The following is a 26,388-nucleotide window of genomic DNA, read 5'->3' on the forward strand; positions in this document are numbered from 1 at the left end:
ATGGCACTTGCAAAGGACAACTACATCGACCCGGAAAGTAAAGCTCGCTGGGGCTTCGGTGGTACGGCTGGAAAAATCATCGTGGGCCCAGAAACCGTTGGTGAAACAGGCGGTGTAGACCATGTCCGCACCGAACCGGACAACCCAGGGGCTCATGGGAACGGCGGCGGCGCAGAGCAGGTTGAACAGCTCCAGCGCGCCAATGCCCAGCTGGCGGCCGAGAGGGAAGATCTGCAGAAGCAGCTGCAGTCCCTCCAGCAAGCAGACCAAGAGCGGCAGGCACGCGACAAGGAAGAGCAGGACCGGCTGGCGGCCGAGAAGGAAATCGACGAGCTGAAGGCCAAGCTCGACGCCGCCAACGTCAGCTACCGCGCCAACGCGTCGAAAGAGTCGCTGCAGAAGCTGGTAGACGACCTGCCGAAGTAACGCCGGGGCTTCGGCCCCACTCATTCAAGCGGAGGCCTGATGGCTACGTACATCACCGTGGCGGACGTTGACGCCCTCCTTGGCAGCGCCTGGTCGCCCGAGGAAAAGAAGGCGCTGGCGGTCATGCAGGCCAACGCATACCTCACCTCGCTCAGTCTGGTGGGCATCGACATGGATGCCATTCCGGAAGAGGTGAAGATGGCCGGCGCGCAGCTTGCCCAGGCCGCTGCCGCCGGCACGCTCTACCAGCAGCACACCGAAGGCTCGCTGGAGGCCAAGACCGTCAAGGCTGGATCGGTATCGACCAGTCGCACCTACGCATCACTCGACCGCACCAGCGCCAGCGCGCAGCCCGAGGCGATCCAGTTCGCCTTGGTCCTCCTGACGCCCTGGCGCGGCAATGCATTCAGCTTCGCCGTGAACAGGGGGTGAGCCGTGGGCCTGCGCAATGACATCCAGGTCGATCTGGCTGCTGCCTTCGACGAAGACCTGGCAGACGCTGTCGTAGCGTTCACTGGACATTACCTCGGCCCAGGCGAGACCGACCCGCTGACCGAGATCAGCACGCGCCAGCAGGTCACCTACACCGGGCGCGGCGTGCTCGACGAGTACGACAGCCGGCGCATCGACGGCATCAACATCATGTCCGGCGATGTGCTGCTGATCTGCCTGGCCAACGAGGTGACCGACCTCCCGGCCATAGGGCACCGGATCACCGCTGCCGACCTGATCACAGGCGAGCCAGTCACCTACGAGGTGGTCAAACCCGGAATTGACCCGGCCAAAGCCCACTATGAGATCCAGCTGAGGAGGTAGTCATGGCCAAGCCCAAGGGCAGGGGATGGACTACGCCGCCGACGCTATTCCGCGAGGAGGTAGACGAAGCGGTCGCCACTCGATCGCGCGTCATCGCAATGGCCCTTCTCCGCGAGATCGTGACTCGCTCACCGGTCGGCAATCCTGATCTGTGGCAGGCGAACCGCGCCCAGAAGTCGAAGAACCTGGCCTTGGCCGATGCCTACGACGCCCGCGCGCTTGCTGCTGGACGTAAAAAGCTGACCAAGAAGGAGCGGGACCAGAACTATTTCGTCAACGATTTGGCAGCCGGTAAGGGCTACATCGGCGGCCGCTTCCGGGGCAACAACTTCGTCACGGTTGGCGCACCGAGTGACGCCCAGCTCGACGTCATCGACAAGGTCGGCAGCGCAACCATCGCGAATGGCGAGGCTGCACTGCAAGGGCTTCAGGCTTACACCCTGGTCTACATCCAGAACAATCTGCCATACGCAGAGAAACTGGAGGATGGCCACTCAACCCAGGCGCCAGGCGGCATCTACGCGGTCTCATTCAATGGCGTTGCACAGGCCTACAGCACATGACCCTCGAACAGATTCGGGACATCATCATCGTCAGGATGAGCGAATGGATTGGCCTGCCCCGGAAAGACATAACCTACCCCAACGACCGAGATGGACCATTCGATGCGAAGGGCCGCGCACTCTGGGCCAGATTTAATCATGTGCCAGGCCTTCCGAGCTCGCCTGAGATCGGCGCGGGGCCAGTTGTACGGCGCACCGGCCTGATAATCGTCCAGCTTTTTGTGCCGCTCGACACTGGCGACCTCGCCATCACCCGAGCCGCTGACACACTGGTCAGCCACTTCCAGTTCTACACCGCGCCTGACGCCCAATTCGAGTGCTTCGAGGCCTCGGCAGCCGTGATCGGTAACGAGGGCAATGGCTGGTGGCAGGTCAACGTTTCGATCCCCTACCGAGCCTATTGAGGCTCGCAACATTCACCGCCGCCTGGCGGTTTTTTTTCGCCTGTCGATAGGAGAAACGCCCGATGAGCAGCGGCGCCAAGGTCCAAACAGCATTCATCCGTGAGATCACGCCGGGCGTCACCCCGCCAGGCCCATGGAGCGTGCTCACCCGTATCAGCTTCGGGTTGATGCCCACCTACAACACCGAAGAGAACAACGAAATCGGCTTCACGCGCATGGCGCAGGGCACCACCCAGACCACCGTCGACGTAGGCGGCGATGTTGAGACCAAATGGCGCTACGGCGTCCTCGACGATCTGCTGGCATCCTGCTTCGGTAGCGAATGGGTCAACGACACCCTGACCATGGGCGACAAGCGCATCACGTTCTCTGTGGCGTCCTACGCGACAGATATCGGCGTTGCCGGCGTTGCTCGCGGCGCGCAAGTCTCAACCATGGCTTTCGATTTCCCCGGTGACAATGAGATCACCGTCACCACGACCCTGGCGGCGCGAGGATGGGATGACAAGGGCGACAACACGTCTTATATCGTCAATGCCCAGACCGAGCAGAGCCAGCGCCGCTACACCTTCAAGGACATCAGCGGCCTGAAGATCAACGGAGTACAGGTGGGCGAAGACAACGCCTGCGTCGACAGCTTCAACCTGCAGTTCGACAACGAGGTGCAGACCCAGCGCTGCATCGGCAACGGCAGCCCTTACCCCGGCAACATCATCCCAACCCGGTTCACGCCGTCCGGCTCGATCACGATTGCCTGGTCGAAGATGGCTTACAACCTCTGGCGGGCCCAGCAAAACGGCGATGCGATCAGGCTCGAGTTCACCGTTGCCAACGCCGATGGCGGCTATGACTTCGTGATCCCTGAACTGGAAGTGACCGGCGACTGGCCGGACGGTGGCGCGACCGACATCATCCAGGTCGAGCTCAACTTCACCGCCCGCCGCGTACCGCCGACCATCACTCGTCTGCCGGCGCCGGTAGCCATTGGCACCGTGACCATCACCCCAGAGACGTTGTCGGTCAAGGTGGGCGCTACCGCGGACCTGGAAGTGGTCGTGACCCCGACGGGCGCCAGCCAAGCCGTGCGCTGGACTACCTCCGACGCAACGGTTGCCACGGTGAGCGAAACCGGCCTGGTCACTGGCGTGAAGGTCGGCACTGCAACCATCACCGCCACCAGTGTTGCCGACGGCACCAAGACCGACACCAGTGCAGTGACCGTCACCGCCTAACCCCTTCGCCTGGCGCGCCCTGCGGTGCGTGCTGGGCCATTTACCGCAGAGGAATACCATGGGCATTACCATTGCCAAGAAACCCGAGCTTGACGTGAACGGCGAGCGTTGGGTGCAGATCGCACCGGGCGCCGAGATTCTGGTCGGCTCGATCGCCAACCCCATCTACAAGTCGCACCAGGCGCTGGTGCGCCGGCACTTGGCCGCGATCAACCAGCAGGCGGGCATCGGCACCGACGAGTTCACAATCGCCGCGCTGCCTGAAGCCGCCAGCGAGACCGACGACGATCTGTTCATCGATCTGGCCTCGCGCCACCTGATCAAGGACTGGAAGGGCATCGACGAGGAGGCCAACCCGGGCGTCCCCGCGCCGTACACCCCCGAACGTTGCCGTGCACTGATCGAGCAGATGCCTGAAGTTTACTTCCTGGCTCTGCGCACTGCTGTGGACATCGCCAAGCGGGTAGAGCAGCAGGCGGTGGCCACCGCGGAAAAGCCCTAGCGGCATATCGCTGGGGGCGGGAGTGGACTGGTCCTGGCGCCGAGAAGAAACGCCATCAGCATGAGCGACTGGTAGGCATGGTGCCAGAAGCGCCAGAGATAGACGGCGTGGTCGCCCAGATACTGGAAGCCTATGGCTGGATCAGTCGAACACGTCAGTACGTGGGCATGGCAGGTGCTCCGGCGCCAATATCTCCGATGTCGATTGGCGACTATCTGGACCGCTACCCTTCAGCGATATGCCGCGAGGAGTTCGAGGCAGGGATCTTCGCCATCGATGACGAGTTCCGTAGGCAGTGGGATGAGCAGCAGGAGAAGGAAAGAAAGGGCGACGGGATTTCGCGATCAATAGCCGGCAGGCGATGACTCCCTAGGCATCCAATGATAAATTGGGATTCCTAACACGGAGATTAGCCAATGCTTGATACCGGTACAGCCGGCGCTTTGATGCTCGGGATTATGGGTTTTGTTATCTACTTTTTGCCAACTATCAATGCGAAAAGCAGGAAGCATCCAAATCGAGGAAGCATCTTTGCCCTCAATCTGTTTCTCGGCTGGACCCTTATCGGATGGGTTGCAGCTGTAGTCTGGTCCGCCTCATCAATAAACAAAGATGTGAAGCAAATGCCTGGATCGAGTAAATATAAGGATCTAGATAGGCTGGTATCTATGAAAGAGCGCGGACATATCACAGATGATGAGTTCGAAATAGAGAAAAAGAAGCTCCTAGGGGGCTAAAGGAACAAAAAATCAAACCCGCTTCAAGCGGGTTTTTTAATGCCCGGAGAAAAGCGATGTCGCAGGAATCACGCCTATCGATAACCATCGACTCGAGGCCCGCCAAGAAGAATGCTGACGATCTCAGCCAGGCACTGGAAAGGGTAGAGCAGACCGGTGACGATGCGGCATCTTCTGCTCAGCACCTCAGCCAAGTATCTGTCACCCTTGGGTCTAGCCTAGGGAAGATGGCCTCGGCAGCTAGCCGCGCACTCAGCCAGATTGAAAAATCCTCGGCCTCGACTGATCAGCAGATTGCCGCACTGACTACGCAGGTGGGACGGCTGTCGAGTGGGTTCGGGGCGTTCTCTGCAACCCAGTCTTCAATCAATGCCCAACTGACAAGGCTCGCATCTTCGCTTGAGCAATGCGCCAGCGGGTCTCGGCAGGCAGAAACGTCCATGGACGGACTGGCGCGCAGCTCTCGCGCAGCGGAGCAGTCCGTCGATCAGCAACGTCAAGAACTGGCGCGGCTTATAGGCCAGATCAACCCAACAGTTGCCGCGCTCGACCGCCTGGATACCATGCAGGATCGCTTGCGACGGTATCGAGATACCGGGCTGATCGATAGGGACACCTATCGTGAGTACACTCAGCGCATTGAAACCATGCGCGAGGCCGTGGGTGAAACTGCCGAAGGGATGAACAGAGCAGGAATGTCCGCGCGAGCTTATAACGCCGCACTGCGCGGACTGCCGGCGCAGTTCACAGACATAGCAGTAAGCCTTCAAGCCGGGCAAGCGCCACTGACAGTTTTCCTTCAGCAGGGTGGGCAGCTCAAGGATATGTTCGGAGGCATCGGTCCCGCAGCGCGCGCCATGGGCGGATACATACTCGGCTTAATAAATCCATTCACATTGGCTGCGGCAGCCGCAGCGACGTTAGCGATAGTCTTCTATGACGCCGAAAAAACCATCGGCGCCTTCAACAAATCTTTGTATTCTGGGGCGGCAAACTCTGGCCAGACGGTTGAGGGGATGGCCAGGATCGCCCTCTCTGTGGCAGAGCTTACTGGCAGCATTTCTGAAGCCAGAGATGCTGTTATGGCGCTTGCCGCCTCAGGTAAATCAGGAGAGATTCAATTCAAGAATCTAGCCCAGGCAGCTGCAGCTGTAGGCCAATTCACCGGACAAAGCGCGGCTGAAGTTGCAAAATCATTCGGCTCATTAGGAGATAGCGCGACTAAGGCTGCTCAGAAGATTAGTCAGCAATACGGTCTGATAGCCGCCGAACAATATGAATTAATCCGGTCGCTTGAGGAGCAGGGCAGGACTGAGGAGGCAAATGATAAGCTCAGCGAGTCTCTAAACTCTAATGCACAGGCAAGGCTACGTCAGTACCGACAATCTCTTTCTGAGGTTGAGAAGGATTGGAATTCCATAGGTACAGCCATAAGCAATGCCTATACGAAAGTAAAGGCAGAGCTATTTCCTGACCAGAACAAAGAAATAGAAATCGCTCAGCGAATTCTTGATAGACGGAAAAACGGTGGGTTCATAGGTGCTCTATCCAATCTATTCAGCTTTGGAGACAATACAAATCAGGCCCTAAAATCTAAGGTTAAGCTTCTCACTGAAGGCAGGGAGCAGTATGCAAAGGCAGCACAAGAAGCGGCAGCAGAAACAAGAGCAAACCAGGAAAGAATAGATGCAGAGGGTCGCTGGGAAAGCTCACAGCTCGAATATCTGGACAAGCAGTCTAAGAAAAGAAAGGAGATTGCCGATGCTAGAGAGTTGGGGCTCAAGGCCGGCCGAAGCGAAGAAGAAATAGCCAAGCGCATTTCTGCTATCGAAGAAAAGTACGCTGACAAGCGAAAGCCTAAAAAACCCAAGACGCCACGGGAAGACAACCGCGGCGTATCCGAAGCAGAAAACACCTTCTCCCGTCTCTATGGCCAGTATGATCCGGCTGCTCAAGCGGCAAGAGATCTCGCCAAAGAGCAGGGTCAGCTCGATCTGGCTTTGAGCAAAGGCAGGATCACGCAGGAGGAGTATGGCAAGGCGCTGGCGCAGGCCTCGACCAACTATGCCGCCGCGATCAAGGGCGCCCAAGGCTTGACAGCAGTCGAGCAATACCGCGCCCAACTGCAGCGTCAGCTGGTCAACGAGCAGACCCAGTACCAGTTGGATGCCGCAAGTGTTGGGATGGGCGACTTGCAAGCCTCGCGCATGCAGCAACGCCTCAATCTGGAGATGCAGACGAATGACCGTCTGCTGCAACTACAGACGGAGCTGGCAACTGCTTCTGACGAAAAGCAGAGGCAGGCGCTGCAGGGCCAGATCAATGCGATCAACGAGTTCCTGCCCCAGCAAGTTGCAGCAATGCAGGCCGGCTGGGCGCAGATGGATCAGGCCATGCTCAACCCTATCAACGGGTGGACTGCGGCAGTCCAAAACTTCGGCAACCAGGCTCGTGATATCGCAGGGCAAACCCAGTCAATCTTCTCGAGCGCGTTCAATACGATTTCGACCGATGTGACCGACGCGATCATGAACGGGCAGCTTTCGTTCAGCACCCTCGGCAACATCGCTCGAAACGTGGCGCGGGACATCATCTCCGGGTTTGTAAAAATCGGAGTTCAGATGGCGGTGAACGCTGCCCTGAACGCGACTCTTGGCGCGGCTGCGGCAGGCGAGAACATTGTTCTTGCAGGCACCACAGCGGCTGCCTGGGCGCCAGCTGCTGCAATGGCCTCCCTGGCAACCCTTGGCACCAACTCCGTGCCTGCCGCCGCCGCGCTGACCTCAACGACTGCACTTGCAAGCACGCTGGCTGTGATACCTGGATTCGCCACGGGCGGCCTTGTGTCTGGGGCGGGAACTGGCACTTCGGACAGCATCATGGCCCGCCTAAGTGATGGTGAGTTTGTGGTGAACGCATCGGCTACCAAAAGGAATCGAGCGCTCTTGGAGGCCATCAACTCAAACGAGCGCATCTCACCGGCTGGCATGTCGAGAACGACAAGCTCGGCCCAGGCATCTGGCGGCCCTAGCGCTTACGGCATCAATCAAAACATCAACATCATCAATCAGCACACCGGCGCTCAAGTTGAGGCGCGCAGGATGCCGAATGGCGATGTTGAGGTGATCATCCAAGAGGCCGTGAAGCGGTCGGTGGATGAAGTTGCCGGCCAGCTATCCAACGGATATGGGCCGGTAGTTGATGCCGGCGTAGGTGCATACAAGTGGCGCCGTCCTGGCGAATAACGAGAAGCGGGCGAGCGGGCTCAGGCGCTTGAAGCGGCCACAACCTGAAACGCCCTGGCTCATAACTAGAGATCATCAGCCTCAAGAGGGATTCACATGGAAAAGCATCACGAAGAGCTGGGTTCGCATCAAGGTTCCGCTCCTAAGACGAGGCTGAGGCCTATTGACTGGGAAAAAATTGAGCAGTCGCGGCAAGAACATGTAAGGCAAGCCGAGCTGCTGGAGCGCAGGCTTGCCCGCATCGAAGATCAGATAGGGCTGAAGCCGCTGACCTAGCGCTTGATTGATTTTCCCTCGGCCACTGCCTTTATCAAGGCTATGTCCGACTCGATTCCTCCGGTCAGTATCATCGATCTGGCTTCGGTTATCGCCGCCTCAACAGCGACTGCTACCGCTTCCTCACCTCCCGCCGCCCTGACTTGTTGGCAAAGCCCGGACACCAGGCATGTGAGCGAGGCGATCTCTTTGTCCATCCGCTCGAGCATCTTTCGGGCATCAATTTCGAAATCTGATGGGTTGTCGTAGCTCATCGTCTATCCCTGTTGGTTTGGTTTGAATCCCCGCCGGCTCCTACACCTTGGGGATTCAGGAGGATAGACAGAGCAGTGACGATCAGCCATCACACAGGAGCGGCAATGATTCAGTACCCGGCGCAATTGCCACTCCCACTTCAGGAGGGATATGGGCTCAGCACTGTTGATCCTATGATGGCAACGCGATTGGTAACCGGACGGACCCGGTATCGTGTTGTTCACGACTATGTCCCGACCGAGGCGCGATTCAACTTCAACTTCAGCCAGAAGGAGGCGGCGCTCTTCGAGGGATGGTATGTCTACGAGCTGAAAAACGGCATCGAATGGTTCGAGATGGACCTGCAGACGCCGTTGGGCATGAAGAAATGCAGGGCGCACTTCAAGGGCATTCCTCAAGGCGGTGAGCTGACACAGATCACCCGCTGGCGATATTCGGCTGTGATCGAGCTGCGCGAGCGCCCGATCTATACCGAGGAAGAATACCTGGGCGCAATCATCGACATGCCGCTCGACCAATTCACCACTGAGTTCCAGAACATCCTGGAGAAATGGCATACGGGGTACTTCGGATGAATCCAATCGAAGTGTGCTACGCCTCTAGTGGCGGACCGGACATGATGCTGGTGGACACCATTGAGGTGTGGGAGGAGGGCAGCAGCTTCCGGCACCTTTATGCCTCTGGATACAGCGACAGGGTGTGCACCACCGAAGACGGCAGGACGCTGACGTTCACTGCGCTGGCCATGGAGCTGGGCTGGCCGAAGAACGACAACAGCGGCTTCCAAAGCATCATCATCGGCCTGGACAACACCACCGGCGAGCCGCAACTGGCCGTTGAGGCAGCCAGGCGGTCAGGAAACAAGGTGTGGGGCACTCTGCGCCGTTACCTGGCTGGCGATCTGTCGTTTCCGCAAGAGCGCTTCCGCATGCAGTTGCTGAGCCGCGACTACGAGCCTGACAGCCAGGTCGCCAAGCTCACCTTCGGATTCTTCGACCTGCTCAACACCACTGGCAACCGCCGCATTCTCACCGCCGAAGACGCCCCAGGCCTCAGGTACACCTAACCATGATCGAGAAATTCATGCGCGCCCCGTATCGCGAGGGTGCACGGGGGCCTATTGCCTTCGATTGCTGGGGTCTGTGCATCGCTGTTCGCCACCAGGTGTTCGGCTTGGCGCCGATGCCCAGCCTCGGCGCCGTGGGCAAGAACAGAATCAAGGCCAATACCGAGGCCTATCACGACCTGCGCGGCGGGATGGAAGAGTGCGCGCCGGAGCCTGCCGCGATTGCGGCGGTTTTCCGGGGCGAGCTCTGCCTGCACGTCGGTGTGGTCGTCGAGAGCGATGGGCGTCTGAAGGTGCTCGACACAAACCCCGGAGGCGCCTGCCTGCGGACAACCGGCGAATTCGAAGCCGCTCACCCGAAGGTGGTGTACTACCGTGACCGTCGAATTCTTCCCGAATAAGATCAGCGACACCGCACCGATAGGTGTGTGGAAGACCGACCGGCGCATGACGATCGAGGACTGGCTGAAAAGTCAGGCGCCGTCTTACGAACGCCGCGAAAGCCCGCCGCACAGCGTCATCCTTAACGACGAAATCATCGATCACGCCGACTGGCACAAGGTCAGCTTCAAGCCCTCCGACCTAGTGCAGATATACCGGGAGCCTAAAGGCACAGACCCGTTCTCGCTCAATCTGGCGCTGTTCGGCGCCGCCAAGCTGGCGCTCAAGGCACTCATGCCGCCCATGCCAGGCCTGCCGAGCAATGCAGGGTCAGAGCAGGGCGACCCAATCAATGAAGCCAGCGCCAAGGGCAACAAGGTCAAGCTGGGCGAGACAGTCCGGCAGATCGCCGGATACCAGCGCACCTACCCGTCCTACCTGGCTCAGCCTCGGCGCCGGTATGTCAGCCCACGCGACCAGCGTGTGCAGATGCTGCTCTATCTGGCCGAGGGTGAGCACCAGCTCTCCAATGGCCGTGTGGGCGAGACCTTCCTGCTCTCCCTGGGCAGCGACGTCGTCTACAAAATCTATCAGCCAGGCGAAGACCTGTCCGCCGACCCGGCCCACCTGCTCTGGTACAACGCGCCGGAAGTGGGCGCAAGTTCAAGCGGCGCGGGCGGCCTTGACCTGACTGTCGCGGTCGACCTGACTCGATCCGCCCAGGCATCTGCCTACCAGTTCAACGGCAACACCATCGGCGTGCCGGCCAACGCCGGCCAGTTCCCGGAGGACTGGACCGACAGCATCATCGTGCGGGTCGTGGCGCCGTACACCTACACCGTGGTTGATGGTGGCGACGGCCGAGATATCGTGCGCGGGCCGCTGGAGATGCTGAACCCCTACGTCGGGATGTCCATCGAGGTGGCTGGTGCGAACGCCGGGTACTACGTCATCCACAGTTGGACGCCATACTCGCCTGGAACGCCGGCCAACGCCGGCACCGCCTCGACGCTCACCGGTTCGTCAGCACCAAGCCGCTACGACTTCAGCACCAGCCCGCTGACGTTCACGCTCTCGCGGGGCGCGTCGAGCTATTCGGTCACCCTCAACACCCAGACCAACGACCTGGCCGGCCTGGTCACTGAGCTGAACAACCAGCTCGGCAGCACACCAGTTCGGGCTGATCAGGCTGGCGGTCGTCTGCGCTTCATTGAGCAGGCGCCATTCTCCGGGCAGGCAATCGGCTCGAGCAATGCTGATGTCATCCTTGGCGCGGCACCGGTGGCCACCACCGGCACGGCCACTACCGACGCAGTTCCTGAGCAGCCAGCACAGATTACGCTGGACTACGAGGGCGGTGCGCCGGTCACCGGCCTGACGCTCGGCCAGGGCCAGGCATCCATCGGCCCGAAGGGTCTGCGCTATCGCATCACGGCGGCCAGCACTTCGCTGTTACAGCTCGAGCGACTGACCTCATCGGGCAGCACGGACGGAAACTGGCCTGGCTTCAACAACATGGAGTCGGTGAACGCCTCGCTCACGCTGGACCCATCGAACCTGCAGGGCGGCTACCGTGGGCCTTTTGCCCTGTGCCCGGAAGGCGAGAAGATCACCAAGATCGAGTGGTCGGTCACCTACCAGAACGGCCTTCTCGGCATTGGCCGGGAGGGCCAGTTCTACGAGATCCCGGCGTATCACGCGCTGGAATACCGCGACATGGACATCGCAGGCGACTGGACGGTGATCGAGAAGGAGTGCGTGGGTGGATCTCTGGATGCACAGGGGTTCTCGTTCCAGCAGGACAGCCCTTACCCAATGCGGGCCGAGGCGCGCATCCGCAAGCTGTTCGTAGATCGCGGCGGAAGGGTGAACGATGAGGCGCGCGACGACGTCACCTGGACCGACTTGCGCGGCCAGTTGCAAAACTCGCCCACCAGCTACCCGGGCCTGACCGTCATCACCGTGGACATTCGCGGCGGCGACCGGCTGTCCGCCCAATCCGAGAGCCGCATCAGCTTTGAGTCGGTCAGCATCCTGCCGCGCTTCGAGAACGGTCAGTTCCTGCCCAAAGGGCCTACACGGGATATCGTGCCGTGGTGCTTGGCCAAGCTCTTGGGTCGGGGCTACACGGTCGATCAGTTGGATCTTCCAGAGTGGTCCGCCTTCCACGCCAAGGCGGTGGCCAGAGGCGACACCTACGACGAGACCATTGACTCGCCAATGACCGTCAAGGACATGGTCAACAATGCGCTGGCGTGCAGTTTCGGCGAACTGGTCACGTATCGCGGCCTGCTCAGGCCGGTGCGGGACGAGAAGCGCGAAGTCTTCACCGTCGAGTACGGCCCGAAGACGCAGACCTACTCCCCGCAGAACATGACGCGGATGCTCAAGATCACCGGCCCGATGCCGTCGATCAATGACTTCGACGGCGTCGACGTTGAGTACTTCTCGACGAAGACCTGGGCGTGGGAGACGGTCAAGTGTCGGTGGCCAGGCGATCAAGGGTTGAAGGTCGAGAAGATCAAGCTGCCTGGTGTGGGCGACAAGGCCCGGGCCTGGCGCTTCGGCATGCGCCGCCGAGGTCACCAGAAGTTCCGCACCGACACCTATAGCTGGGAAACCGAGCTGGATGGCAGGAACAGCGGCTACCTGACCTTCGCGGCGGTAGCGGACGATCTGCCGAAGGGATGCCAGAGCGCGATTCTTCTGGATTTCCAGGCCACCCCATCTGGTGTGCTGCTGACCTCGTCGGCGCCGCTGGACTGGGGCGCCGGCGGCGAGCACAGGATCGGCATTCGTCGGCCTGACGGCACGCTGTCTGGCCCTTACACGGCCACCCGCCAGGGCGACTACGTGGCCCGCGTCGACGCGATCGACTTCACACCGGACGTGGACACGCCGTACGAGCCGCCGCACCTGCTGTTCGGGCCGGCGACCCGCTGGGCATATCCGGTGCTGATCACCAGCTCCGACCCCGCCAACGGCAACGTCGCGCTTAAAGCCATGCCCTACGACGACCGCGTCTACACCTACGACGACCAGTTCCCGCCGGAGTGATTCGGCGCCCGTTCAAGAGCCCGCCATGTGCGGGCTTTTTCATTTAAGGAAACCGGAATGAGCGGCCAAGACACCCTCAATCAGCTCGACCAGACCGTTGCTGCGTTCAATGAGCTGGCGCTTTCGCCAGAGGCAAAGATGGTCACTTTGCCGAGCGGATCGCAAAAGCCAACCAACGCCAAGATCATCGCTGACCTGGCCACGCAGATGGCTGGGGCGCAGATCTACACCACCGTAGCGCTGGGCCTCCAGGCCACGCGGGCGGATGGATATTTCAGCGTGGTGTCGGCATCGGACGCTGACTACATCGACCTGTACCGGAACAACAATGGCAGCGCTGCTCTCGTCGATACCTACCCAAATTCCAAGGCGGTGAAGGCGGTGAAGCAGCAAGTCGACTCAGCGACTGCCGCCATCGGCCAAATCGCAGAGGTTGTTCAAGACCCGTCATCTATCCCAATTGCTGATGACGAAGCAGCGATAGTGGCTGTCGATCAAGAAGGGGGAGAGTTTCTTTCCATTACGGCAAAGCGTACGCGGACTCCGGCGCTGGATGCGGTCAGTCACGCAGTCGAGTCGGGGATTTATGACGCTGAAGGTGGCGCGGTTCTTCACGCCGGCGCTGAAGAAATTTCCATTGGTCCGCTGACGATCGGCCTGACTTCGCTGCCTGGAATCTATGTCGTCGACGCCGAAGGGAGCATTCTTCAGGATCTGACCTATCCGGGGGAAGCTCCAGTATCTCAAGCAACGCCAGGATTTCCTCTGGCTGATGGTGCGTATTTCGCTCCGAAGTTGGTGACTGCTGCAGGATCGCCATTGCATATCAATGTCCCAAGCCTGATATCAAATCGTGATCTCGCAGCTGGGTTGGTGGCCTCAATCTGGAGCACCACCACAGCCGCTTCGACGACGTCCAATTCGGATCTGGTTATCCAATGTTCTGATTATGGAGCAGCTGCAAGGCTCAAGCTGCGCGACCCCATGAACGGGACATACGAGCACTTGCTGGATCTTCAGATGATTGATTTGCCAGTGGCTTCAAGTGCTGGAAAAGTGCCCAATGTGCTGCTGATCGGCGACAGTATCAGTAATCGACAGGGCGCCCAGATCATGAAGGCTGCCATCCAGCGCAATGGCCGGGACTCGAACTGGATAGGCACCATAGGCGGGTCAGGGGTCGAAAACCAGGCCTACAACGAGTCTGGTCCCCTTGGCGAAGCCCGTGAAGCTTACGAGACTGCCAACTTCACCTACGCCTCCATTACCGAAATAACAATTCCAGTGCCCGCTGGCGGGGAATCCGAGTATTTGGCTCTCTCAAAAATAGAAAGACGCAACCGGAATCCCTTCATCCGTCCAGCAACATCGAACGACGACCCTGCCATTGTGCGCAATGGCTATGTTCTTGACTTCGCTTTTTACCAGTCCAGGTTCAACCTTCAACCGCCTGATGTGATTGTCTACGGTCTTGGCATGAACGACTTTGGCAAGTTGTCCGGAACCAGCGCAATCCAGAACTATGTGAATGACAATGAGGGGTTGATGTTTGCCCGCATGAGAGCTGCCTGGCCAAACGCAAAAATCATTCGCTTTCTACCAGGCCTGCCCTATCAAACTGTTCGTAACGCAGACTGGACGAACAAGTACATCCCGCTGATCCGATCAATCATGGCGCTTCACAAGGGACTGGCTAACCCCAATACCGTCATCGTGCCTTCATGGGCTTTCTCAGATCCAGAAGTCGGCTACCAAACCGCAGCAGGCACTGTAGATCCAGTAACCGGATTCGCTGTTGTCCAGCTTTCTGACTACACACATCCTGGCCAAGCCAACCGACAGAGACTCTTTAACAGCATCGCCCCTTACATCAGCGCGTCAAACTTGGGATTAATTTAAGGAAAATCGCATGGGCATCAAGTTGGTTTCACCGGGCGCACTGGCGCCTTGGTACACGAAGGTAATTCCACCAGTATCCCGGGGCCTTGAGGGTTGGTTCTGCTTCGACACTTCTCTGGATCGAATCGGCTACAACCGTGCTTCTGGCAAGGCCAATGCGAGGCTGGTGGGGGTTCCATCAGTATTCAGCACGCATGCCAGGTTCAAGGGTGGGGTCAACTTCCTTGAAACGGCTATCGCGGAAACTGAAGAATTCACGGTGATCGTAGTCGGCAAGTCAGCCGGGCCTCTCGGTGGTACAGGTACCGCCACGGCGGTACCTTACGTGGGCAACTATGCAGGGGCATCGCCTGGATTGGCGGGCGGATTGCAGCTCTACCACATCAGCGACACGACGCTCACTGGGCAGGCGAACCGTCTCAATTCAACGGGTGATGGTTCGACCAGCGCGCAATCGCAAATCTCGGATGTGGCCGCTAACTGGGGGATTCGTTGTCTTCGATCTTCGGGGTCAGGGGGCAACCAGACCTGGAACCTGACCACAGGCGTGAGGGGTAATCAGCAACTGGCCACGAAGCGACTCCTTGCCTCAGTCCCTTTGCGGATCGGCGGCACCTATGCCTCGACATTCGGCGGAGAGTCGGACGTAAGTCACGTGGCGGTATATTCCGTGGCACTGAGCGACGATGAGATCACGGTCGTTGCTGCCGCCATGCGTAAAAGGATGGCGCGGCTTGGCGTGATCGTCTAAGTCGACGCTGAACGCGCAAGTTCCCGGCCGCCTCGAGCGGTTTTTTTGTGCCTGCAATCCGAATAGCCCGCCCAGCGCGGGCTTTTTCACGCCTGGAGAAACCCATGCCACGAATCTCTGCTGCCGACGCCGGCGGCATCAACGTGCTCGCTTTCCTCGACATGCTCGCCTGGTCGGAAGGCACCTCAACCATCAAGGCCAGCGACGACGGCTACAACGTCCTGGTGGGCGGCACGCTGTTCACCGACTACAGCCAGCACCCGCGCGTGCTGGTACCGCTGCCGCGCTACGGCATCAAGTCGACGGCTGCCGGTCGCTACCAGTTCCTGGCCCCCACCTGGGATGCCATCGTCAAGAACTACGGTTTCAAGGGCCGCTTCATCCCAGAAGCCCAAGACCTGGCCGCGATCAAGCTGCTGACCGAATGTGGCGCGCTGCCGCTGATCAAGGCCGGGCGGATCAGTGACGCGATCGCCAGGGCTGCGCCGATCTGGGCCAGCCTGCCTGGCGCCGGATACGGCCAGCGCGAGCACAAGCTGGCGGCGCTGCTGGGGATCTACGAAAGCGAGCGTGCCGCCGATGCCAAGCCGGCTGGTGACCTTCTGTCGATGTACGCCGCGTGCGGTGGCGAGGCCGTAGCGTGATCGGCGCGCCGCTGATTCCAAGGGCTGTTCCTGCCTGGGTCTGGTGGCTGGCCGTCCTGCTGCTGGTCGCCGGCGGGCAGCAATACCGGCTGGTGCTGGCGCAGCGTGACGCCGGCGCGGCGCGTGCCGACTTGGCCGACTACCGACTGCTGGTTGCCGAGCGCGATCAGCACGCCGCGGCCCAGGCCAGAACAGAAGAGCAGCGCCGCCAGCAGGTGGCTGATCGGGAGGGTGAGAATGCACGTCAGAAACTGGAGGCGGTTGCCGGCCGCGCCGCTACTGCTGAGTCTGCTGCTGACGGCCTGCGCGGGGAAATCGCCCGACTGCGCGCCGGGCGAAGCGCAACCTGCGGTGCCATCGCTGCCCAGCAGCGCCAGGCAGAAACCTCTGCCGTCGTGGTGCTCGGGGGACTGCTTGAAGAAGCTGACCGAATGGCGGGAAGCCTCGCGGCAGCGCTTGAGCGAAGCCGAGTAGCAGGCATGGCCTGTGAACGTGTGATCGATGGAATTCGGCCTGCCGCTGAGCGGTAATTGTCGGGTGGCCGAAATACTGGCTAGGATACTGTTCGCATATACAGTATTTGGTGCCCTATGTATTTCTTTGTCGTGCGCCGTCGCTCTCACGGCGCGGCACTGTCCTCTGAGCAATTGCGCCAGCAAACCCCCATTCGCGCTGACGTCCACATCGGAGAGCATCAGAGCGAACTGCTGGGCCGCGTGTCGACACAGGCCTGGGTCTTCAGTCCAGCGCCTGGCGCCGACGTGATACCTCGGCTGCACGATGCGAAGATCACCGGCATGGCCCAGCAGGGCATGAACATCAGCGGCGTTGAGGAAATCGACGGGGTGCTGTACGCCCAGTCGTGGTGGTGCAGGGTGGACTCATGAACCGAATCCCTACGGCGTGGATGCACGAACTGGATGACGAAGGTGCCTTCCTGATCGACCCTGAGGGCCGCGAAGCAGTGCTCAGCGAAATGGCGCTTGCGGCGCACCGGGCCGGCCGCATCGATGCCTGCGTTCTTGCCGACATGCTGGAGCTGGCAGAGGCGGGCAGGCTATGGGCGATGGAGGACTTGGAAACAGTTTTTCCGATGCCTGCTGGTGCTGAGCAACAAGACGGGTGGGGTGTACCGCTTTCCAGGACGGAGCGCGGCGAGCCTGTACGAGTCTCGGGCGGGTGGCGAGACTTGGATATTCCAGTGGTGGGCAATGTCTTCGACATAGGGTGATCGCTCTTTGTCACGCTCGCTATGCGCACAATCCAGAATACCGAGTCCGGCACCTGGCCGAATGCGACGACTTCGAAGTCTGGGGTGTGGTCAGGTATAGCGTGAGGGATCATGCGAAGGATTAAGGCGCTGGGACAAAACTGGGACACCGAATGTCCCAAACATCGGTGAATCAAGAGTCAGCATTTTTAGGCAAAATCCAGTCAATTCGGGGGCTTGCGGCAAATAACCCCGAAAACATTGAGGCCCAGACCGGATTGCAAATCCGTCTACGCCGGTTCGATTCCGACCTCGGCCTCCATATTTGAAAGCCCCGCAGATTCAGGTCTGCGGGGTTTTTCTTTTGCGTAGAAAAAACCAGCAGTTCCGAAACTTTTGGGCGGGAGTTCCGAAACTCCGTCACTTTGTGGGGCTGGCGATCGCCCCCACGCGGCGGTAGACCCGCTCTGTGATTCCTTCCTTGGAATGACCCAGCAGCAGGCTGGCCTCGGCCACATCGTTGATTTCAGAAGCGGCTTTGGGGCGGATGTCCCTGAATTGGAACTGGGCTATGCGCGCTGCCAGCTCAGAGTTCTTTGAGCCGATAGCTTTTAGCCGTGCGGCCTCTCGTGCCTCGCTCCATCGATTTCGCAGCATGCCCCAGCTCATCCGTTTCCCGTGTTCGTTCAGGATGAAGAATGACGAAGCATGCTGCTGCGTGCGCAGCTTGATGCGTTCCAGCAGCGTGCCGAGGCTGTTGTTCACACCGTTCAATTCCAGGATGATCCTGAGCCGTTTGCCAGTCTTGCCTTGGCTTACCAGCAGATAGCTTCCTTCCACATCATCCTTGCGCATTGACAGTACGTCCGAGGGCCGCTGGCCAGTCAGATACGCCAAGTCCATCGCATCCCTCAGCTCCTCCGGAGCCTCCTCATACACTGCGAGCCAAACGGTCTCATTGGCATAAAAGTCGCGCGGCTTCTCTTTGTTCTTTTTGATGCCTAGGCAAGGATTTTCTTTCACCGTCAGTCCCCATTCCCTGGCCGTGTTGAACACGTGCGAGAGCAGGGCTATTTCCCGATTCGCACGGGTCTTGGCTGAGCGGGAGTCGCGGTAGTGAGCGATCATCGATGGGGTGATTGCATCGATGGGCGCAAGGTCGAACACCGTCCGAAGCTGCTTGAGCTCGTAGACGTTGTCTTTCTGGGTTCTGGGGGCCTTCTTCGGGATGATGTGCTTTTCGTACTGGTCGAAAATTCCTTTCATGGTCGTCAGCTCGACCGGAGCAGACTTTGCTTCCAATTCAGCCCACTTGAGCTTGGCTTTGGGCAGGTCGGTGCCGAGAGGGATTTCCTTGCCCACTTGGTCGCGGTAGTAATACCCGACCCACACTTTGCCGCTTTTTCTGACTCGCTTTCGCCGGTACATACCCGGCGGCAGATCGCGGTTCTCTGTACTTCTGGGGCGCATTTCACTTCACTCGTGAGAAGTCTGGTGTCCAGGTGGGCTTGGGCGGTGAGTGCGGGGTCACAGTCATCAGCTCGACGACGGCGCCGCTCAGCTTGAGGCGTGCGTACTGCCGGCCTACAAGAGGTCGACCACCGCGGCTCTCAACGAAATGCCAACCGTGAGAGCTCAACCAGCGGCGCTGATAAGCACGGGGCTTGTAGCCGGTGATCTCAACCAGCTCGTCATCCGATAGGGTTTCGGTTTCCATGGGTAATTCTCCATGTGGCTAGTGGTCAGGCTGGGATTTTTGCAAGTGCTGCATCTGCAACCCTGAGCACTGCCTGGGCACAGTCGACATAGGCCGGGTCGAAGCCACCGGCGTAGTGGATGACGCGCTGGCAGGCATCAAGCTCTTTGCGTGCCAGGCGCAGCGCCTGCACCAGTTCCTCCTGCAGCTCGCCCTCAGCCCGGCCAATGTCCCAGAAGCGCTGGCACCAATGGCCTTCGGGCGGCGGGGTGCCGTTCTGCTTGCCGCCCACCATCGCGCCGACAGCCACATCGCAGACCCCGCGCTTGTAGCTGTTGTCGCCATCCAGGCTGAGACCGCCGCGCCGCCGCAGCGTGTTCACGACCTCGTCAGCTTCGACGCCCGGGCCTTTCAGCAGGATGTCCTGCTCTGGCTCGTCAGGCACGTAGATGATCAGCGACAGCTTCGCCGTCTGCGGGAGGTGCTCGCTGATTGTCACCAGCGCATCGTTGGCGACTTCATGGAATCGGTTTATTGCGGACATAGGAAATCCTCGCCCGCGCGCATCGGCGGGCTTGAGTAGTAGGGGAAGGGGTTAAGCTTCGGTGATTGGCGCGGGGATGGCCTGGGCCTTCCACTCTTGGTCGATCTTCCAGGCGATACAGGGCGGCTCGATCCTGCTTTTGTAGCCACCGAGCCAGTAGTGGCCGCTGTGCTTCGATGCTCCGCAGACGCTGCAGGTGTGCCAGCTACCGAAGCCCCGAGCAGAGAACGGTTGGTACTGGTGGTTGCTCACGGCATCAGCTCCTTCGGCACCTGGACATGGCTGCCCAGCTTGCTCTCCACCAGCGAACGGCAGAACGCGACCAGCGCCGTCGGCCCATAGTGCCAGCGCACCGTGTTGCCAGGCCCGGCCCAGTAGCAGGTGTCGGTGCCGCCCATGTAGGCGTTCCACTGGCAGCCGCCGCGGTGCTTGTCGATCAGTGGTCCGCCATGTACCCAGCTGGTAGAGGGCCGGTAGCCATAGCCCAAGGCGGCGCCGCGGGCGGTGCAACTGCTCGGCTCACCCTGGGGGCTGATGATGCAGGTGTGATCCTCGCTGTCCTGGGTGTAGCCCTCGGCCATGGCCACCGCCCAATCCAGCGCTGCACCGGTGAGGTTGGATGCCCTGACGCTGATTGTGTCGGTCATGGCTGCACCTTGCGGATCGATGGGAAGGGGTATGACTCGGGTTTGTTTCCGTGGAAGCAAGCGATCCACTCGCCATAATCGGGGGTCCACTGCCGGCCGCACTCGGTCTGCACGTAGCGTTTAGCGACCTTGCTGATTTTCTGGATGCCCATGCTATTGAAGTTTCGATCCAGGCACTCGACCTCATCGCCAACAGCCAGGGCCGGGAGTCTCTCGCTGACTTTGTATGTAAGCTCGCTCACAGCTCATACCTCTCGGTGAAGTTTCTGTTGCCGCGCGTACTCGTCGGCATTGGCTTCGCAGGCGATACCCTGGCAGCCATGCTCATGGCAGGTTGTCAGGTTGCAAGCCTTGCGAAACCCGCTGCCGCCGCACATTCCGCAGTCACCTTGGCGGTGATCAGGGCAGGGATATATCTCCCATGCCCTGCGCCATTTCTCATGAGGTCCCAGCATTCCGGCGCCGGCGTCTGGTACCAGTGCAGTCGATGTTCGACTCACAGCTCATACCTCTCATCAATCCAGCGCCCAGGCGCCAGTGCGGGTGTAGGTTCGGGTTGTTGTTCGTGCGGGGAGAGCTGGCGCTCGTCATGCGCACTGCCATCGCAAGGCCAGTCGGTGCCTCGGCCACAGGTGGGCGCCTTGAGCTGGCTGTCGGGGATGCAGCTGATGCCGACGTGGTTGAGGATGTAGCAGGTGACACCGCGCTGGCTGTCGTGCTGCACATCGATGACGTTCTCGGTTGCGCAGGCGCCGGTGGCCAGTAGCAGGAGGCAGAGGGCGAGGCGGGTCATGGCTGGATCCTCTTGAACTCGACGACCCAGACCCAAGGGTTCACTTCCCATGATTCGGCGCCGTTGATGCCGGTCCAAAGCAGCTCGAACGACTTGCGGGGATCTGAGCTGTAGGTCTCGATGCCCTCGACGTGCCACCAGTCGCCAAGCTCGGCATGATCGGTGTAAAGGCGAACTCCCTCGGCCTTGGCCTGATCTTCGGTGATGTGCTGCAATCGCTCGACACGCACGTCGGTGATCTCCAGCAGGATACGGCTGGCCCAGCGCGGCATGTGGATCGATGGACGGCCGCGACCTTGAGAGATCATGGCGCAGCCGGTCTGTCGTACGCTGCCATCTGCTGGGTAGGCGATCGGCTCGCCGTGGCTCAGATCGCGCGGCGTGATCGAGTCGACCTGAGCATCGGCCGCCCACGCCTCACGCACCCACAGGCGGTCGCCAGGTCGGCCATATGGGCATTCGGGGTTGCGCTTGGCCGGGTCGGGGTGGCGTATGAATGGCTGGCCGACGCCATAGCTGCCGATGTCGCCCTTTGAGCGGGGCTGAATCCTCGCCGGACGTCGTGTTACCGTTTTGCGGCCGTCCAGGATGGCACGCACCATCGGCGCGCTGAACAGGATCGGGCGTTCCTTTGCTTGAGACATAGCTTCGCCTTTGCCGCCATATCGCGGCAGTGAATAGAGGGGAGAGGGGTTACAGCGGGGTGGGGTTACGGCTTGCGATCTGGATACACGCCTGGCAGCGGCCCGAACTGCGGCTTGCTGGTCTGCTTGGCCCTGATCTGTTCTACCTTCGTCCAAATGCGTGCCAGTTCAGTTTCGGCGAGCTGATGCATGTCCAAGCCATTCGCCAGGCAGAGAGCAGCCAGCGTGACCATCACGCCACCAACCTCCTGGGCCGGCTCGCCGACCGCGCGCCCGAACACGTAGTCGACCAGCTGATGAGCCTCGTCAGCGGTGGCGCCTAGCGCCTGGACCAGTTCCAGCGCTTCCTCAAGGAATCGGTGATTTCGCTCTTCCCGGTCGCCGGCGATCATCTCGCCGAAGCATTCCATGAGCCAGGGCTGGACGCGGGACTGGAACCAGACCGCCGAGCTCGGCTCTGCGCTGGCGGATAGGGCGTTTCGCGCGACAGTGCCATCCTCGATGAAATCTGGCTCGTCGCCGCACCAGAGAATGTTCAGCGGCTCACCGCTCACCGTGTCCCAATTGCTGCTTTCGAAGTGGAAGTGCTCGCGGTCGGCATAAAACTGGAGCGCCGCGCTCAAACGAGTGAGCAGAGCCTGGAGTCGATTAATATGGTCGTCATACTGCGATGCCAGAACAACAGTCCAAGGCGCACTGACGCTGCTGATGGCGTCGACACCTGGGCGCTTGAGACGCGTGGCGGTGTAATACTCGACCGGCTCACCCTGGTGTTGCTGGATTGTCTCAGCACCTTCTGCCAGCTTGATCGGCATCCCCAGTTGCTGGGCGATCGCCACTTCGAGGTTAGCTCCCTTCGACTTTGACCAGCCTGGAAGAAGCATGATCATCTCGCAGGTCGCCAGCCTGGCAATGTCGTATCTCAGGTAGTCGGCCCACTCAGCCCCTGGCACCACCCCGTGCTCGGCGGGGTTCTCAACATGCCAGCCAGCAGAGCGCATTAGATCAGCGGCAGCGTTGAAGGCGGGGAAGTTGAAGTCGGGCAAGCCGGTCATGGGCCCGGCGATGTAGACGCGCAACTCGCGGTCTTGGGTGAGCTGTATGGCGCGCGCTTCTGCGCTGGATCGGTTTTCTGTGGGCATGGGATACCTCAAGCTGAGCGTTCGAGTTGTTGTTGGAGGCGTTGACCGATCCAGCGGACGACGGGTACGGCCTTGCTGTTGCCGATAGCCTTGTAGCGCGGACCGTCAGGGCAGAGGCCTGCTACTCGTCCGCGATAGGGAATCAGCGTGTAGTAGTCAGGGAAACCTTGCAGGCGCTCGCACTCGCGCGGTGTGAGGCGGCGCACCTGCGAGCCAGAGTGAACCGCTTGCACTTCTGCTCTGGCCTCGAGCGTGTAGGCATGATCAAGCTGCACCCCGATTCCATCCGGCCCGCTGTTTGGATTCTCGCGCAGCGCTCCGGCCTGGATTGCGTGCGGCAGGCAAACAGCTATCTGCCCGCCTGCGTTGGGATGGCTCGCGCCGTGGCCCATGGCGCGAAGAGTGGGCGCCAGTTCTCCGGCGTCGGCGCAGTGGTCCTTGCAGCTGAAGGCAATGCAGGGGAGGCCCTGGCCAGGCTTGCCGCCACCTGTTGAAAGCGTGCCCACTACTTGGCCATCACCGCCCTCCAAGCGGACCTCGCTACGGCTGTTCTCGGCGAATGCGAGCACTGCATTCTCCTGGCCGCTGTTCCTCCCGAGTGCGAATGCCTGGTCGGTAAGGATGCAAGGGTCTTGCGTGCCGTGCACGACGAAAGCCTCGCTCTCGAAATCCATCCTGCCGCTGGCGCTTGCGCAAGCATTCCGTGCTGGCGCTATATCAATGGGACCAGCAGTGTTGTTCCCGCCGTACACCGCCAGCCGCCCATCTACTGCGTCGTTTTCGTCGACGCCTCCAGTGCTTGCTGTAACTGTTCCGGCAACGTCTTGCCCCTGGCCTCGGCGCGGCGGAGTATCCCGGCGCAGGCCTTCGCGCTCAAAAAGTACTTCGAGTGGATCAAACCCTGCTCGAGCACTTGCGACAACGAACACACGGCGGCGTCGTTGGGCCAGGCCGAAATATTGGGCATCCAGAACCCGCCATGCGACTGTTCGCCTGGGTCCATACACACAACCAGCGTCCTTCCATTTGCCCCCTGGCGGCTGGAGTTCTTCGGATTCGCCCACCAGGGCCCCGAGGAAGCAGCCGAACGCGTTACCTTTGTCGGAGAGGACGCCGGGGACATTTTCCCAGGTGCAGACGGCCTCGGCCTGGCCGTTGAGGGTTCGAACATGGTCAATTGCATCTAGCAGCTCCACGTATTTGATGGTGAGTGCACCTCGGGGATCGGCCAGGCCTTCGCGCATGCCGGCCACGCTGAAGGCTTGGCAGGGTGTGCCGCCGACCAAGACATCGGGCGCCTGGATCTTGCCGGACAGCACCATGGCTGCCAGCCGGGTCATGTCACCGTGGTTCGGCGTCTTCGGGTACCGATAGGCCAGCACCGCGCAGGGATACGGTTCGATCTCCGCATACCAGTCGGCGTGCCAGCCAAGCGGGTGCCACGCCACGGTCGCAGCCTCGATGCCGCTGCAGACACTTCCGTATGTAAGATTCATGCTGGCCTCTTGATATGTAATGGGTCGTTGAATCATCATCGATGGCTAAAGAAAGACGACTAGCTAGGGATGTTTGAATGAGCAAGCAAAAGGTGCAGGATGCTACCCTTGATTCGGTCAGCGGCCAGTCGAGCGGTAATACTAAGAGAGCATTTATAGTTACGCCCATAGGGGCGGACAATAGTGCTACGCGACGTGCTGCTGACGGGCTTATTAATGCTGTACTTAGGCCGGCACTAGGCAAGTTGGGGTTCGAAACCTACGTTGCGCATGAGATAGCGAGTCCGGGATCAATCACTCGCCAGGTCGTAGAACATGTTTTATACGACGAATTAGTTGTAGCAAACCTAAGTGAGCTTAATCCAAACGTAATGTACGAGCTTGCCATAAGGCACTGCGTGGGTTTGCCTATAGTTGTGCTTGCCGAAAATGGCACCAGGCTGCCTTTCGATATATCTGACGAAAGGACTGTTTTCTTTCAAAATGATATGACTGGTGTGGTTGATTTGATACCCAGACTTGAGACTGCTATTTCTGCAGCGATGGCGCTAGAGGAGCCAGATAACCCAGTATACCGTGTGACACAGAGTAGAGTCCTCCGAGAATCTACTGAGCCCGACGATGCACAGTCTTTTCTAATAAAGAAACTTGACTACATTGAGTCGTTCATTAGCGAAATAAAGTCTCGGGAAGCTCTTAATGATAGATCAAGGAATAGTGTTCCATATCGAACATGGGTGGAGATCACGGTTGACAAGTCATACTATAAGGCAATTTTGGATTGGGTTAACGCCATGCCTGGTGTTATTAAGGCTGTCTTCGAGGTAGGTGAAGGCACGAGAATTCTTAGGATTGACTCCTTAGAGCGTATTAGTGCGGAGAGTTTGGAGGCCATATCTGTAGCTTTCGGTGCTGATTTAGGTGTGGTGAAAAGATCTCGATACTCATGAGGATAGCCGGAGCCTGTTGACCTCAGTTGGACGATGAGTTAACAAAATGCACTGCGGCGCCAGTCAACATCCCAACCGTTACGATGGCAGTGAAGGCGGACAACAAAGTCCGCCAACGACTCAACAGTCATTGGTTACATTCTGACAGGCTGGCGGCTTCTGGATTTCTCAGTGCTCCTGCATGCGCACAGGCGCCGCCCTCGCCGGGGAGGCGTTATCGTTGAATAGGGGAAGGCGCTGGAGGGAAGCGCCGAGTGATACGCTTCTGCGTTTACCAAACAAGGAGAGTGGTAATGGGATGGAAGAGAAAGCTGGTAGCGTTGAGGCAGAAGTTCACCCGCCGGCAGCGCCTGGTTGTGGGTGGCGCCGCTTTTGTGGTCGCCCAGGTAGGCTCTTTCTCGTACCCGAGCCATTACTGGCTGTACCTGCTGATCTTCGGGATCATCGTCTTCACCAGCGCCTGGTCACCAGAAGTGCACCGGAAAGGCTGACACGCTGGAGGGCAGTGCGAGTCAGGCCCGGCGAACCTTGAAGCCGAACATGCACTCGATGTCGTGGTATTCGCAGCGCTCGTAGGCCTTGTACTTGGCCTGCGACGGCGTGCTGGCGAACACATCGACGATGGTTCGATTGGTGATGTCCCACCAGTCCCAGCCAGCGACCAGCACCTGGTAGCGCTTAAGGGGCAGCTTCTCAACCATCTCGCCGTACTGCATTTCCCAGGTAGGGTGGTAGTTACGGATGCGCTTCTTCGGGTCGCTGTCGAGGATGACTCCGATGTAGTGGCCGCGGTCGGCCATGATGACGCCGGGTGCGCCGTTGGCGATCACCCGGCGGCCTATTTCGGCCGGCACGTCGTAGTTGCGGCGTACGTGGTCGCAGTTGTAGTTGCTCATGGCTTTCTCCATGCGTTCGGCGCCGCCCTCGCCAGGCAGGCGTTATCGTTGAATAGGGGTGATATGCTTCGACGCTTGCCAAAGGGAGAGCGACGATGCATTTCGGTAGGAGGCTT

Annotated in this window: 34 protein-coding genes; 23 read left to right on the plus strand and 11 right to left on the minus strand. The window is 59.8% G+C overall.

Going from position 1 to position 26,388, the window contains the following annotated elements; translation table 11 throughout:
- The 11 genes from LK03_RS21595 (at position 1) to LK03_RS14855 (ending at position 8,201) form a co-directional block, all read left to right on the plus strand.
- Entirely contained in the window at positions 1-426 is a 426-nt protein-coding gene (locus tag LK03_RS21595) for a hypothetical protein (protein WP_049870497.1), read from the plus strand.
- A gap of 39 nt (positions 427-465) precedes the next feature.
- Positions 466-858, plus strand: a complete 393-nt coding sequence (locus LK03_RS14810) for a DnaT-like ssDNA-binding protein (RefSeq protein ID WP_038413113.1) — start codon at positions 466-468, stop codon at positions 856-858.
- Positions 859-861: 3 nt separating this feature from the next.
- Positions 862-1,242 carry a hypothetical protein gene (locus LK03_RS14815; RefSeq protein WP_038413114.1) on the plus strand — a complete coding sequence of 127 codons (381 nt, stop codon included), beginning with the start codon at positions 862-864 and terminating at the stop codon, positions 1,240-1,242.
- A gap of 2 nt (positions 1,243-1,244) precedes the next feature.
- Complete coding sequence (locus LK03_RS14820; RefSeq protein WP_038413115.1) at positions 1,245-1,805, plus strand: hypothetical protein; 561 nt, start codon at positions 1,245-1,247, stop codon at positions 1,803-1,805.
- Entirely contained in the window at positions 1,802-2,209 is a 408-nt protein-coding gene (locus LK03_RS14825) for a phage tail terminator-like protein (RefSeq protein WP_038413116.1), read from the plus strand. The genes LK03_RS14820 and LK03_RS14825 overlap by 4 nt, the downstream gene beginning before the upstream one ends.
- Before the next feature lie 62 nt (positions 2,210-2,271).
- Positions 2,272-3,441, plus strand: coding sequence for a phage tail tube protein (locus LK03_RS14830; RefSeq protein WP_038413117.1), 1,170 nt, complete (start codon positions 2,272-2,274; stop codon positions 3,439-3,441).
- A gap of 58 nt (positions 3,442-3,499) precedes the next feature.
- A complete protein-coding gene (locus tag LK03_RS14835) occupies positions 3,500-3,943 on the plus strand; it encodes a hypothetical protein (RefSeq protein ID WP_038413118.1) in 444 nt (147 codons plus the stop codon).
- A gap of 77 nt (positions 3,944-4,020) precedes the next feature.
- Complete coding sequence (locus LK03_RS14840) at positions 4,021-4,308, plus strand: hypothetical protein (protein WP_240478615.1); 288 nt, start codon at positions 4,021-4,023, stop codon at positions 4,306-4,308.
- A 51-nt stretch (positions 4,309-4,359) separates the two neighbouring features.
- Positions 4,360-4,680: a superinfection immunity protein gene (locus LK03_RS14845; protein ID WP_038413119.1), complete on the plus strand. Its 321-nt coding sequence runs from the start codon at positions 4,360-4,362 to the stop codon at positions 4,678-4,680.
- Positions 4,681-4,736: 56 nt separating this feature from the next.
- Positions 4,737-7,925, plus strand: coding sequence for a phage tail length tape measure family protein (locus LK03_RS14850; RefSeq protein ID WP_240478616.1), 3,189 nt, complete (start codon positions 4,737-4,739; stop codon positions 7,923-7,925).
- A gap of 96 nt (positions 7,926-8,021) precedes the next feature.
- The gene (locus tag LK03_RS14855) at positions 8,022-8,201 is read left to right on the plus strand and encodes a hypothetical protein (RefSeq protein WP_038413120.1); all 180 of its coding nucleotides are present in this window, start codon (positions 8,022-8,024) and stop codon (positions 8,199-8,201) included.
- On the opposite strand, the gene LK03_RS14860 is transcribed toward LK03_RS14855, so the two are convergent.
- On the minus strand, positions 8,198-8,455 hold the full coding sequence (locus tag LK03_RS14860; RefSeq protein WP_038413121.1) for a hypothetical protein: 258 nt from the start codon (positions 8,453-8,455) through the stop codon (positions 8,198-8,200). The two genes, LK03_RS14855 and LK03_RS14860, sit on opposite strands and share 4 nt — an antisense overlap.
- 105 nt (positions 8,456-8,560) lie before the next feature.
- On the opposite strand from LK03_RS14860, the gene LK03_RS14865 reads away from it, so the two are divergent.
- The 10 genes from LK03_RS14865 (at position 8,561) to LK03_RS22535 (ending at position 17,485) form a co-directional block, all read left to right on the plus strand.
- Entirely contained in the window at positions 8,561-9,031 is a 471-nt protein-coding gene (locus tag LK03_RS14865; protein WP_038413122.1) for a hypothetical protein, read from the plus strand.
- Positions 9,028-9,522 carry a DUF1833 family protein gene (locus tag LK03_RS14870; protein WP_038413123.1) on the plus strand — a complete coding sequence of 165 codons (495 nt, stop codon included), beginning with the start codon at positions 9,028-9,030 and terminating at the stop codon, positions 9,520-9,522. Before LK03_RS14865 ends, LK03_RS14870 begins: the two co-directional genes overlap by 4 nt.
- Positions 9,523-9,524: 2 nt before the next feature.
- Positions 9,525-9,923 carry a hypothetical protein gene (locus LK03_RS14875; protein ID WP_038413124.1) on the plus strand — a complete coding sequence of 133 codons (399 nt, stop codon included), beginning with the start codon at positions 9,525-9,527 and terminating at the stop codon, positions 9,921-9,923.
- A complete protein-coding gene (locus LK03_RS14880) occupies positions 9,898-12,960 on the plus strand; it encodes a host specificity factor TipJ family phage tail protein (protein ID WP_038413125.1) in 3,063 nt (1,020 codons plus the stop codon). Before LK03_RS14875 ends, LK03_RS14880 begins: the two co-directional genes overlap by 26 nt.
- 57 nt (positions 12,961-13,017) lie before the next feature.
- Complete coding sequence (locus tag LK03_RS14885) at positions 13,018-14,859, plus strand: SGNH/GDSL hydrolase family protein (protein ID WP_038413126.1); 1,842 nt, start codon at positions 13,018-13,020, stop codon at positions 14,857-14,859.
- 10 nt (positions 14,860-14,869) lie between these two features.
- The gene (locus LK03_RS14890; RefSeq protein ID WP_038413127.1) at positions 14,870-15,610 is read left to right on the plus strand and encodes a hypothetical protein; all 741 of its coding nucleotides are present in this window, start codon (positions 14,870-14,872) and stop codon (positions 15,608-15,610) included.
- Between the two features lie 104 nt (positions 15,611-15,714).
- Positions 15,715-16,254: a glycoside hydrolase family 24 protein gene (locus LK03_RS14895; RefSeq protein ID WP_038413128.1), complete on the plus strand. Its 540-nt coding sequence runs from the start codon at positions 15,715-15,717 to the stop codon at positions 16,252-16,254.
- On the plus strand, positions 16,251-16,784 hold the full coding sequence (locus LK03_RS14900) for a DUF2514 family protein (RefSeq protein ID WP_240478609.1): 534 nt from the start codon (positions 16,251-16,253) through the stop codon (positions 16,782-16,784). The genes LK03_RS14895 and LK03_RS14900 overlap by 4 nt, the downstream gene beginning before the upstream one ends.
- A gap of 60 nt (positions 16,785-16,844) precedes the next feature.
- Positions 16,845-17,141, plus strand: a complete 297-nt coding sequence (locus LK03_RS14905) for a hypothetical protein (protein ID WP_038413129.1) — start codon at positions 16,845-16,847, stop codon at positions 17,139-17,141.
- The gene (locus LK03_RS22535) at positions 17,138-17,485 is read left to right on the plus strand and encodes a hypothetical protein (RefSeq protein ID WP_240478617.1); all 348 of its coding nucleotides are present in this window, start codon (positions 17,138-17,140) and stop codon (positions 17,483-17,485) included. The genes LK03_RS14905 and LK03_RS22535 overlap by 4 nt, the downstream gene beginning before the upstream one ends.
- 399 nt (positions 17,486-17,884) lie before the next feature.
- Here LK03_RS22535 and LK03_RS14915 read toward each other — a convergent pair whose 3' ends face one another.
- From LK03_RS14915 to LK03_RS14965, 9 genes are all read right to left on the minus strand, one after another.
- Positions 17,885-18,934 carry a tyrosine-type recombinase/integrase gene (locus LK03_RS14915; RefSeq protein ID WP_038413130.1) on the minus strand — a complete coding sequence of 350 codons (1,050 nt, stop codon included), beginning with the start codon at positions 18,932-18,934 and terminating at the stop codon, positions 17,885-17,887.
- 1 nt (position 18,935) lies between these two features.
- A complete protein-coding gene (locus LK03_RS14920; protein ID WP_038413131.1) occupies positions 18,936-19,181 on the minus strand; it encodes a DUF4224 domain-containing protein in 246 nt (81 codons plus the stop codon).
- Positions 19,182-19,206: 25 nt separating this feature from the next.
- Positions 19,207-19,704 (minus strand): hypothetical protein, encoded by a 498-nt coding sequence (locus LK03_RS14925; protein WP_038413133.1) that lies wholly within the window; start codon positions 19,702-19,704, stop codon positions 19,207-19,209.
- 51 nt (positions 19,705-19,755) lie between these two features.
- Positions 19,756-19,956, minus strand: coding sequence for a hypothetical protein (locus LK03_RS14930; protein ID WP_038413134.1), 201 nt, complete (start codon positions 19,954-19,956; stop codon positions 19,756-19,758).
- A complete protein-coding gene (locus LK03_RS14935) occupies positions 19,953-20,351 on the minus strand; it encodes a phage protein NinX family protein (RefSeq protein WP_038412804.1) in 399 nt (132 codons plus the stop codon). The genes LK03_RS14930 and LK03_RS14935 overlap by 4 nt, the downstream gene beginning before the upstream one ends.
- A gap of 496 nt (positions 20,352-20,847) precedes the next feature.
- A complete protein-coding gene (locus tag LK03_RS14945) occupies positions 20,848-21,144 on the minus strand; it encodes a hypothetical protein (RefSeq protein WP_038412806.1) in 297 nt (98 codons plus the stop codon).
- Complete coding sequence (locus LK03_RS14950; protein WP_038412807.1) at positions 21,141-21,788, minus strand: hypothetical protein; 648 nt, start codon at positions 21,786-21,788, stop codon at positions 21,141-21,143. The genes LK03_RS14945 and LK03_RS14950 overlap by 4 nt, the downstream gene beginning before the upstream one ends.
- A gap of 65 nt (positions 21,789-21,853) precedes the next feature.
- Positions 21,854-22,930 (minus strand): DUF4406 domain-containing protein, encoded by a 1,077-nt coding sequence (locus tag LK03_RS22540; protein WP_240478618.1) that lies wholly within the window; start codon positions 22,928-22,930, stop codon positions 21,854-21,856.
- Positions 22,931-22,938: 8 nt separating this feature from the next.
- Entirely contained in the window at positions 22,939-24,426 is a 1,488-nt protein-coding gene (locus tag LK03_RS14965) for a DNA cytosine methyltransferase (protein WP_038413135.1), read from the minus strand.
- Between the two features lie 77 nt (positions 24,427-24,503).
- Here LK03_RS14965 and LK03_RS22205 point away from each other — a divergent pair, with 77 nt between their 5' ends.
- Together LK03_RS22205 and LK03_RS22545 are read left to right on the plus strand one after the other, a co-directional pair.
- Entirely contained in the window at positions 24,504-25,376 is an 873-nt protein-coding gene (locus LK03_RS22205) for a hypothetical protein (protein WP_167334498.1), read from the plus strand.
- Between the two features lie 293 nt (positions 25,377-25,669).
- A complete protein-coding gene (locus LK03_RS22545; protein WP_038413136.1) occupies positions 25,670-25,867 on the plus strand; it encodes a hypothetical protein in 198 nt (65 codons plus the stop codon).
- 21 nt (positions 25,868-25,888) lie between these two features.
- Here the strand turns inward: LK03_RS22545 and LK03_RS14975 are convergent, their stop codons facing one another.
- Entirely contained in the window at positions 25,889-26,272 is a 384-nt protein-coding gene (locus LK03_RS14975) for a hypothetical protein (protein ID WP_038413137.1), read from the minus strand.
- Between the last annotated feature and the right edge of the window lie 116 nt (positions 26,273-26,388).

Source organism: Pseudomonas cremoricolorata (assembly GCF_000759535.1).
GTDB classification, from domain to species: Bacteria; Pseudomonadota; Gammaproteobacteria; order Pseudomonadales; family Pseudomonadaceae; genus Aquipseudomonas; species Aquipseudomonas cremoricolorata_A.

Excerpts from the sequence above, each read along its gene's own strand:
- LK03_RS21595 (WP_049870497.1), top strand. The coding sequence starts at position 1 with ATGGCACTTGCAAAGGACAACTACATCGACCCGGAAAGTAAAGCTCGC.
- LK03_RS14810 (WP_038413113.1), top strand. The coding sequence starts at position 466 with ATGGCTACGTACATCACCGTGGCGGACGTTGACGCCCTCCTTGGCAGC.
- LK03_RS14820 (WP_038413115.1), top strand. The coding sequence starts at position 1,245 with ATGGCCAAGCCCAAGGGCAGGGGATGGACTACGCCGCCGACGCTATTC.
- LK03_RS14825 (WP_038413116.1), top strand. The coding sequence starts at position 1,802 with ATGACCCTCGAACAGATTCGGGACATCATCATCGTCAGGATGAGCGAA.
- LK03_RS14830 (WP_038413117.1), top strand. The coding sequence starts at position 2,272 with ATGAGCAGCGGCGCCAAGGTCCAAACAGCATTCATCCGTGAGATCACG.
- LK03_RS14835 (WP_038413118.1), top strand. The coding sequence starts at position 3,500 with ATGGGCATTACCATTGCCAAGAAACCCGAGCTTGACGTGAACGGCGAG.
- LK03_RS14840 (WP_240478615.1), top strand. The coding sequence starts at position 4,021 with ATGGTGCCAGAAGCGCCAGAGATAGACGGCGTGGTCGCCCAGATACTG.
- LK03_RS14845 (WP_038413119.1), top strand. The coding sequence starts at position 4,360 with ATGCTTGATACCGGTACAGCCGGCGCTTTGATGCTCGGGATTATGGGT.
- LK03_RS14850 (WP_240478616.1), top strand. The coding sequence starts at position 4,737 with ATGTCGCAGGAATCACGCCTATCGATAACCATCGACTCGAGGCCCGCC.
- LK03_RS14855 (WP_038413120.1), top strand. The coding sequence starts at position 8,022 with ATGGAAAAGCATCACGAAGAGCTGGGTTCGCATCAAGGTTCCGCTCCT.
- LK03_RS14860 (WP_038413121.1), bottom strand. The coding sequence starts at position 8,455 with ATGAGCTACGACAACCCATCAGATTTCGAAATTGATGCCCGAAAGATG.
- LK03_RS14865 (WP_038413122.1), top strand. The coding sequence starts at position 8,561 with ATGATTCAGTACCCGGCGCAATTGCCACTCCCACTTCAGGAGGGATAT.
- LK03_RS14870 (WP_038413123.1), top strand. The coding sequence starts at position 9,028 with ATGAATCCAATCGAAGTGTGCTACGCCTCTAGTGGCGGACCGGACATG.
- LK03_RS14875 (WP_038413124.1), top strand. The coding sequence starts at position 9,525 with ATGATCGAGAAATTCATGCGCGCCCCGTATCGCGAGGGTGCACGGGGG.
- LK03_RS14885 (WP_038413126.1), top strand. The coding sequence starts at position 13,018 with ATGAGCGGCCAAGACACCCTCAATCAGCTCGACCAGACCGTTGCTGCG.
- LK03_RS14890 (WP_038413127.1), top strand. The coding sequence starts at position 14,870 with ATGGGCATCAAGTTGGTTTCACCGGGCGCACTGGCGCCTTGGTACACG.
- LK03_RS14895 (WP_038413128.1), top strand. The coding sequence starts at position 15,715 with ATGCCACGAATCTCTGCTGCCGACGCCGGCGGCATCAACGTGCTCGCT.
- LK03_RS14905 (WP_038413129.1), top strand. The coding sequence starts at position 16,845 with ATGTATTTCTTTGTCGTGCGCCGTCGCTCTCACGGCGCGGCACTGTCC.
- LK03_RS22535 (WP_240478617.1), top strand. The coding sequence starts at position 17,138 with ATGAACCGAATCCCTACGGCGTGGATGCACGAACTGGATGACGAAGGT.
- LK03_RS14915 (WP_038413130.1), bottom strand. The coding sequence starts at position 18,934 with ATGCGCCCCAGAAGTACAGAGAACCGCGATCTGCCGCCGGGTATGTAC.
- LK03_RS14920 (WP_038413131.1), bottom strand. The coding sequence starts at position 19,181 with ATGGAAACCGAAACCCTATCGGATGACGAGCTGGTTGAGATCACCGGC.
- LK03_RS14925 (WP_038413133.1), bottom strand. The coding sequence starts at position 19,704 with ATGTCCGCAATAAACCGATTCCATGAAGTCGCCAACGATGCGCTGGTG.
- LK03_RS14935 (WP_038412804.1), bottom strand. The coding sequence starts at position 20,351 with ATGACCGACACAATCAGCGTCAGGGCATCCAACCTCACCGGTGCAGCG.
- LK03_RS14945 (WP_038412806.1), bottom strand. The coding sequence starts at position 21,144 with ATGACCCGCCTCGCCCTCTGCCTCCTGCTACTGGCCACCGGCGCCTGC.
- LK03_RS14950 (WP_038412807.1), bottom strand. The coding sequence starts at position 21,788 with ATGTCTCAAGCAAAGGAACGCCCGATCCTGTTCAGCGCGCCGATGGTG.
- LK03_RS22540 (WP_240478618.1), bottom strand. The coding sequence starts at position 22,930 with ATGCCCACAGAAAACCGATCCAGCGCAGAAGCGCGCGCCATACAGCTC.
- LK03_RS14965 (WP_038413135.1), bottom strand. The coding sequence starts at position 24,426 with ATGAATCTTACATACGGAAGTGTCTGCAGCGGCATCGAGGCTGCGACC.
- LK03_RS22205 (WP_167334498.1), top strand. The coding sequence starts at position 24,504 with ATGAGCAAGCAAAAGGTGCAGGATGCTACCCTTGATTCGGTCAGCGGC.
- LK03_RS22545 (WP_038413136.1), top strand. The coding sequence starts at position 25,670 with ATGGGATGGAAGAGAAAGCTGGTAGCGTTGAGGCAGAAGTTCACCCGC.
- LK03_RS14975 (WP_038413137.1), bottom strand. The coding sequence starts at position 26,272 with ATGAGCAACTACAACTGCGACCACGTACGCCGCAACTACGACGTGCCG.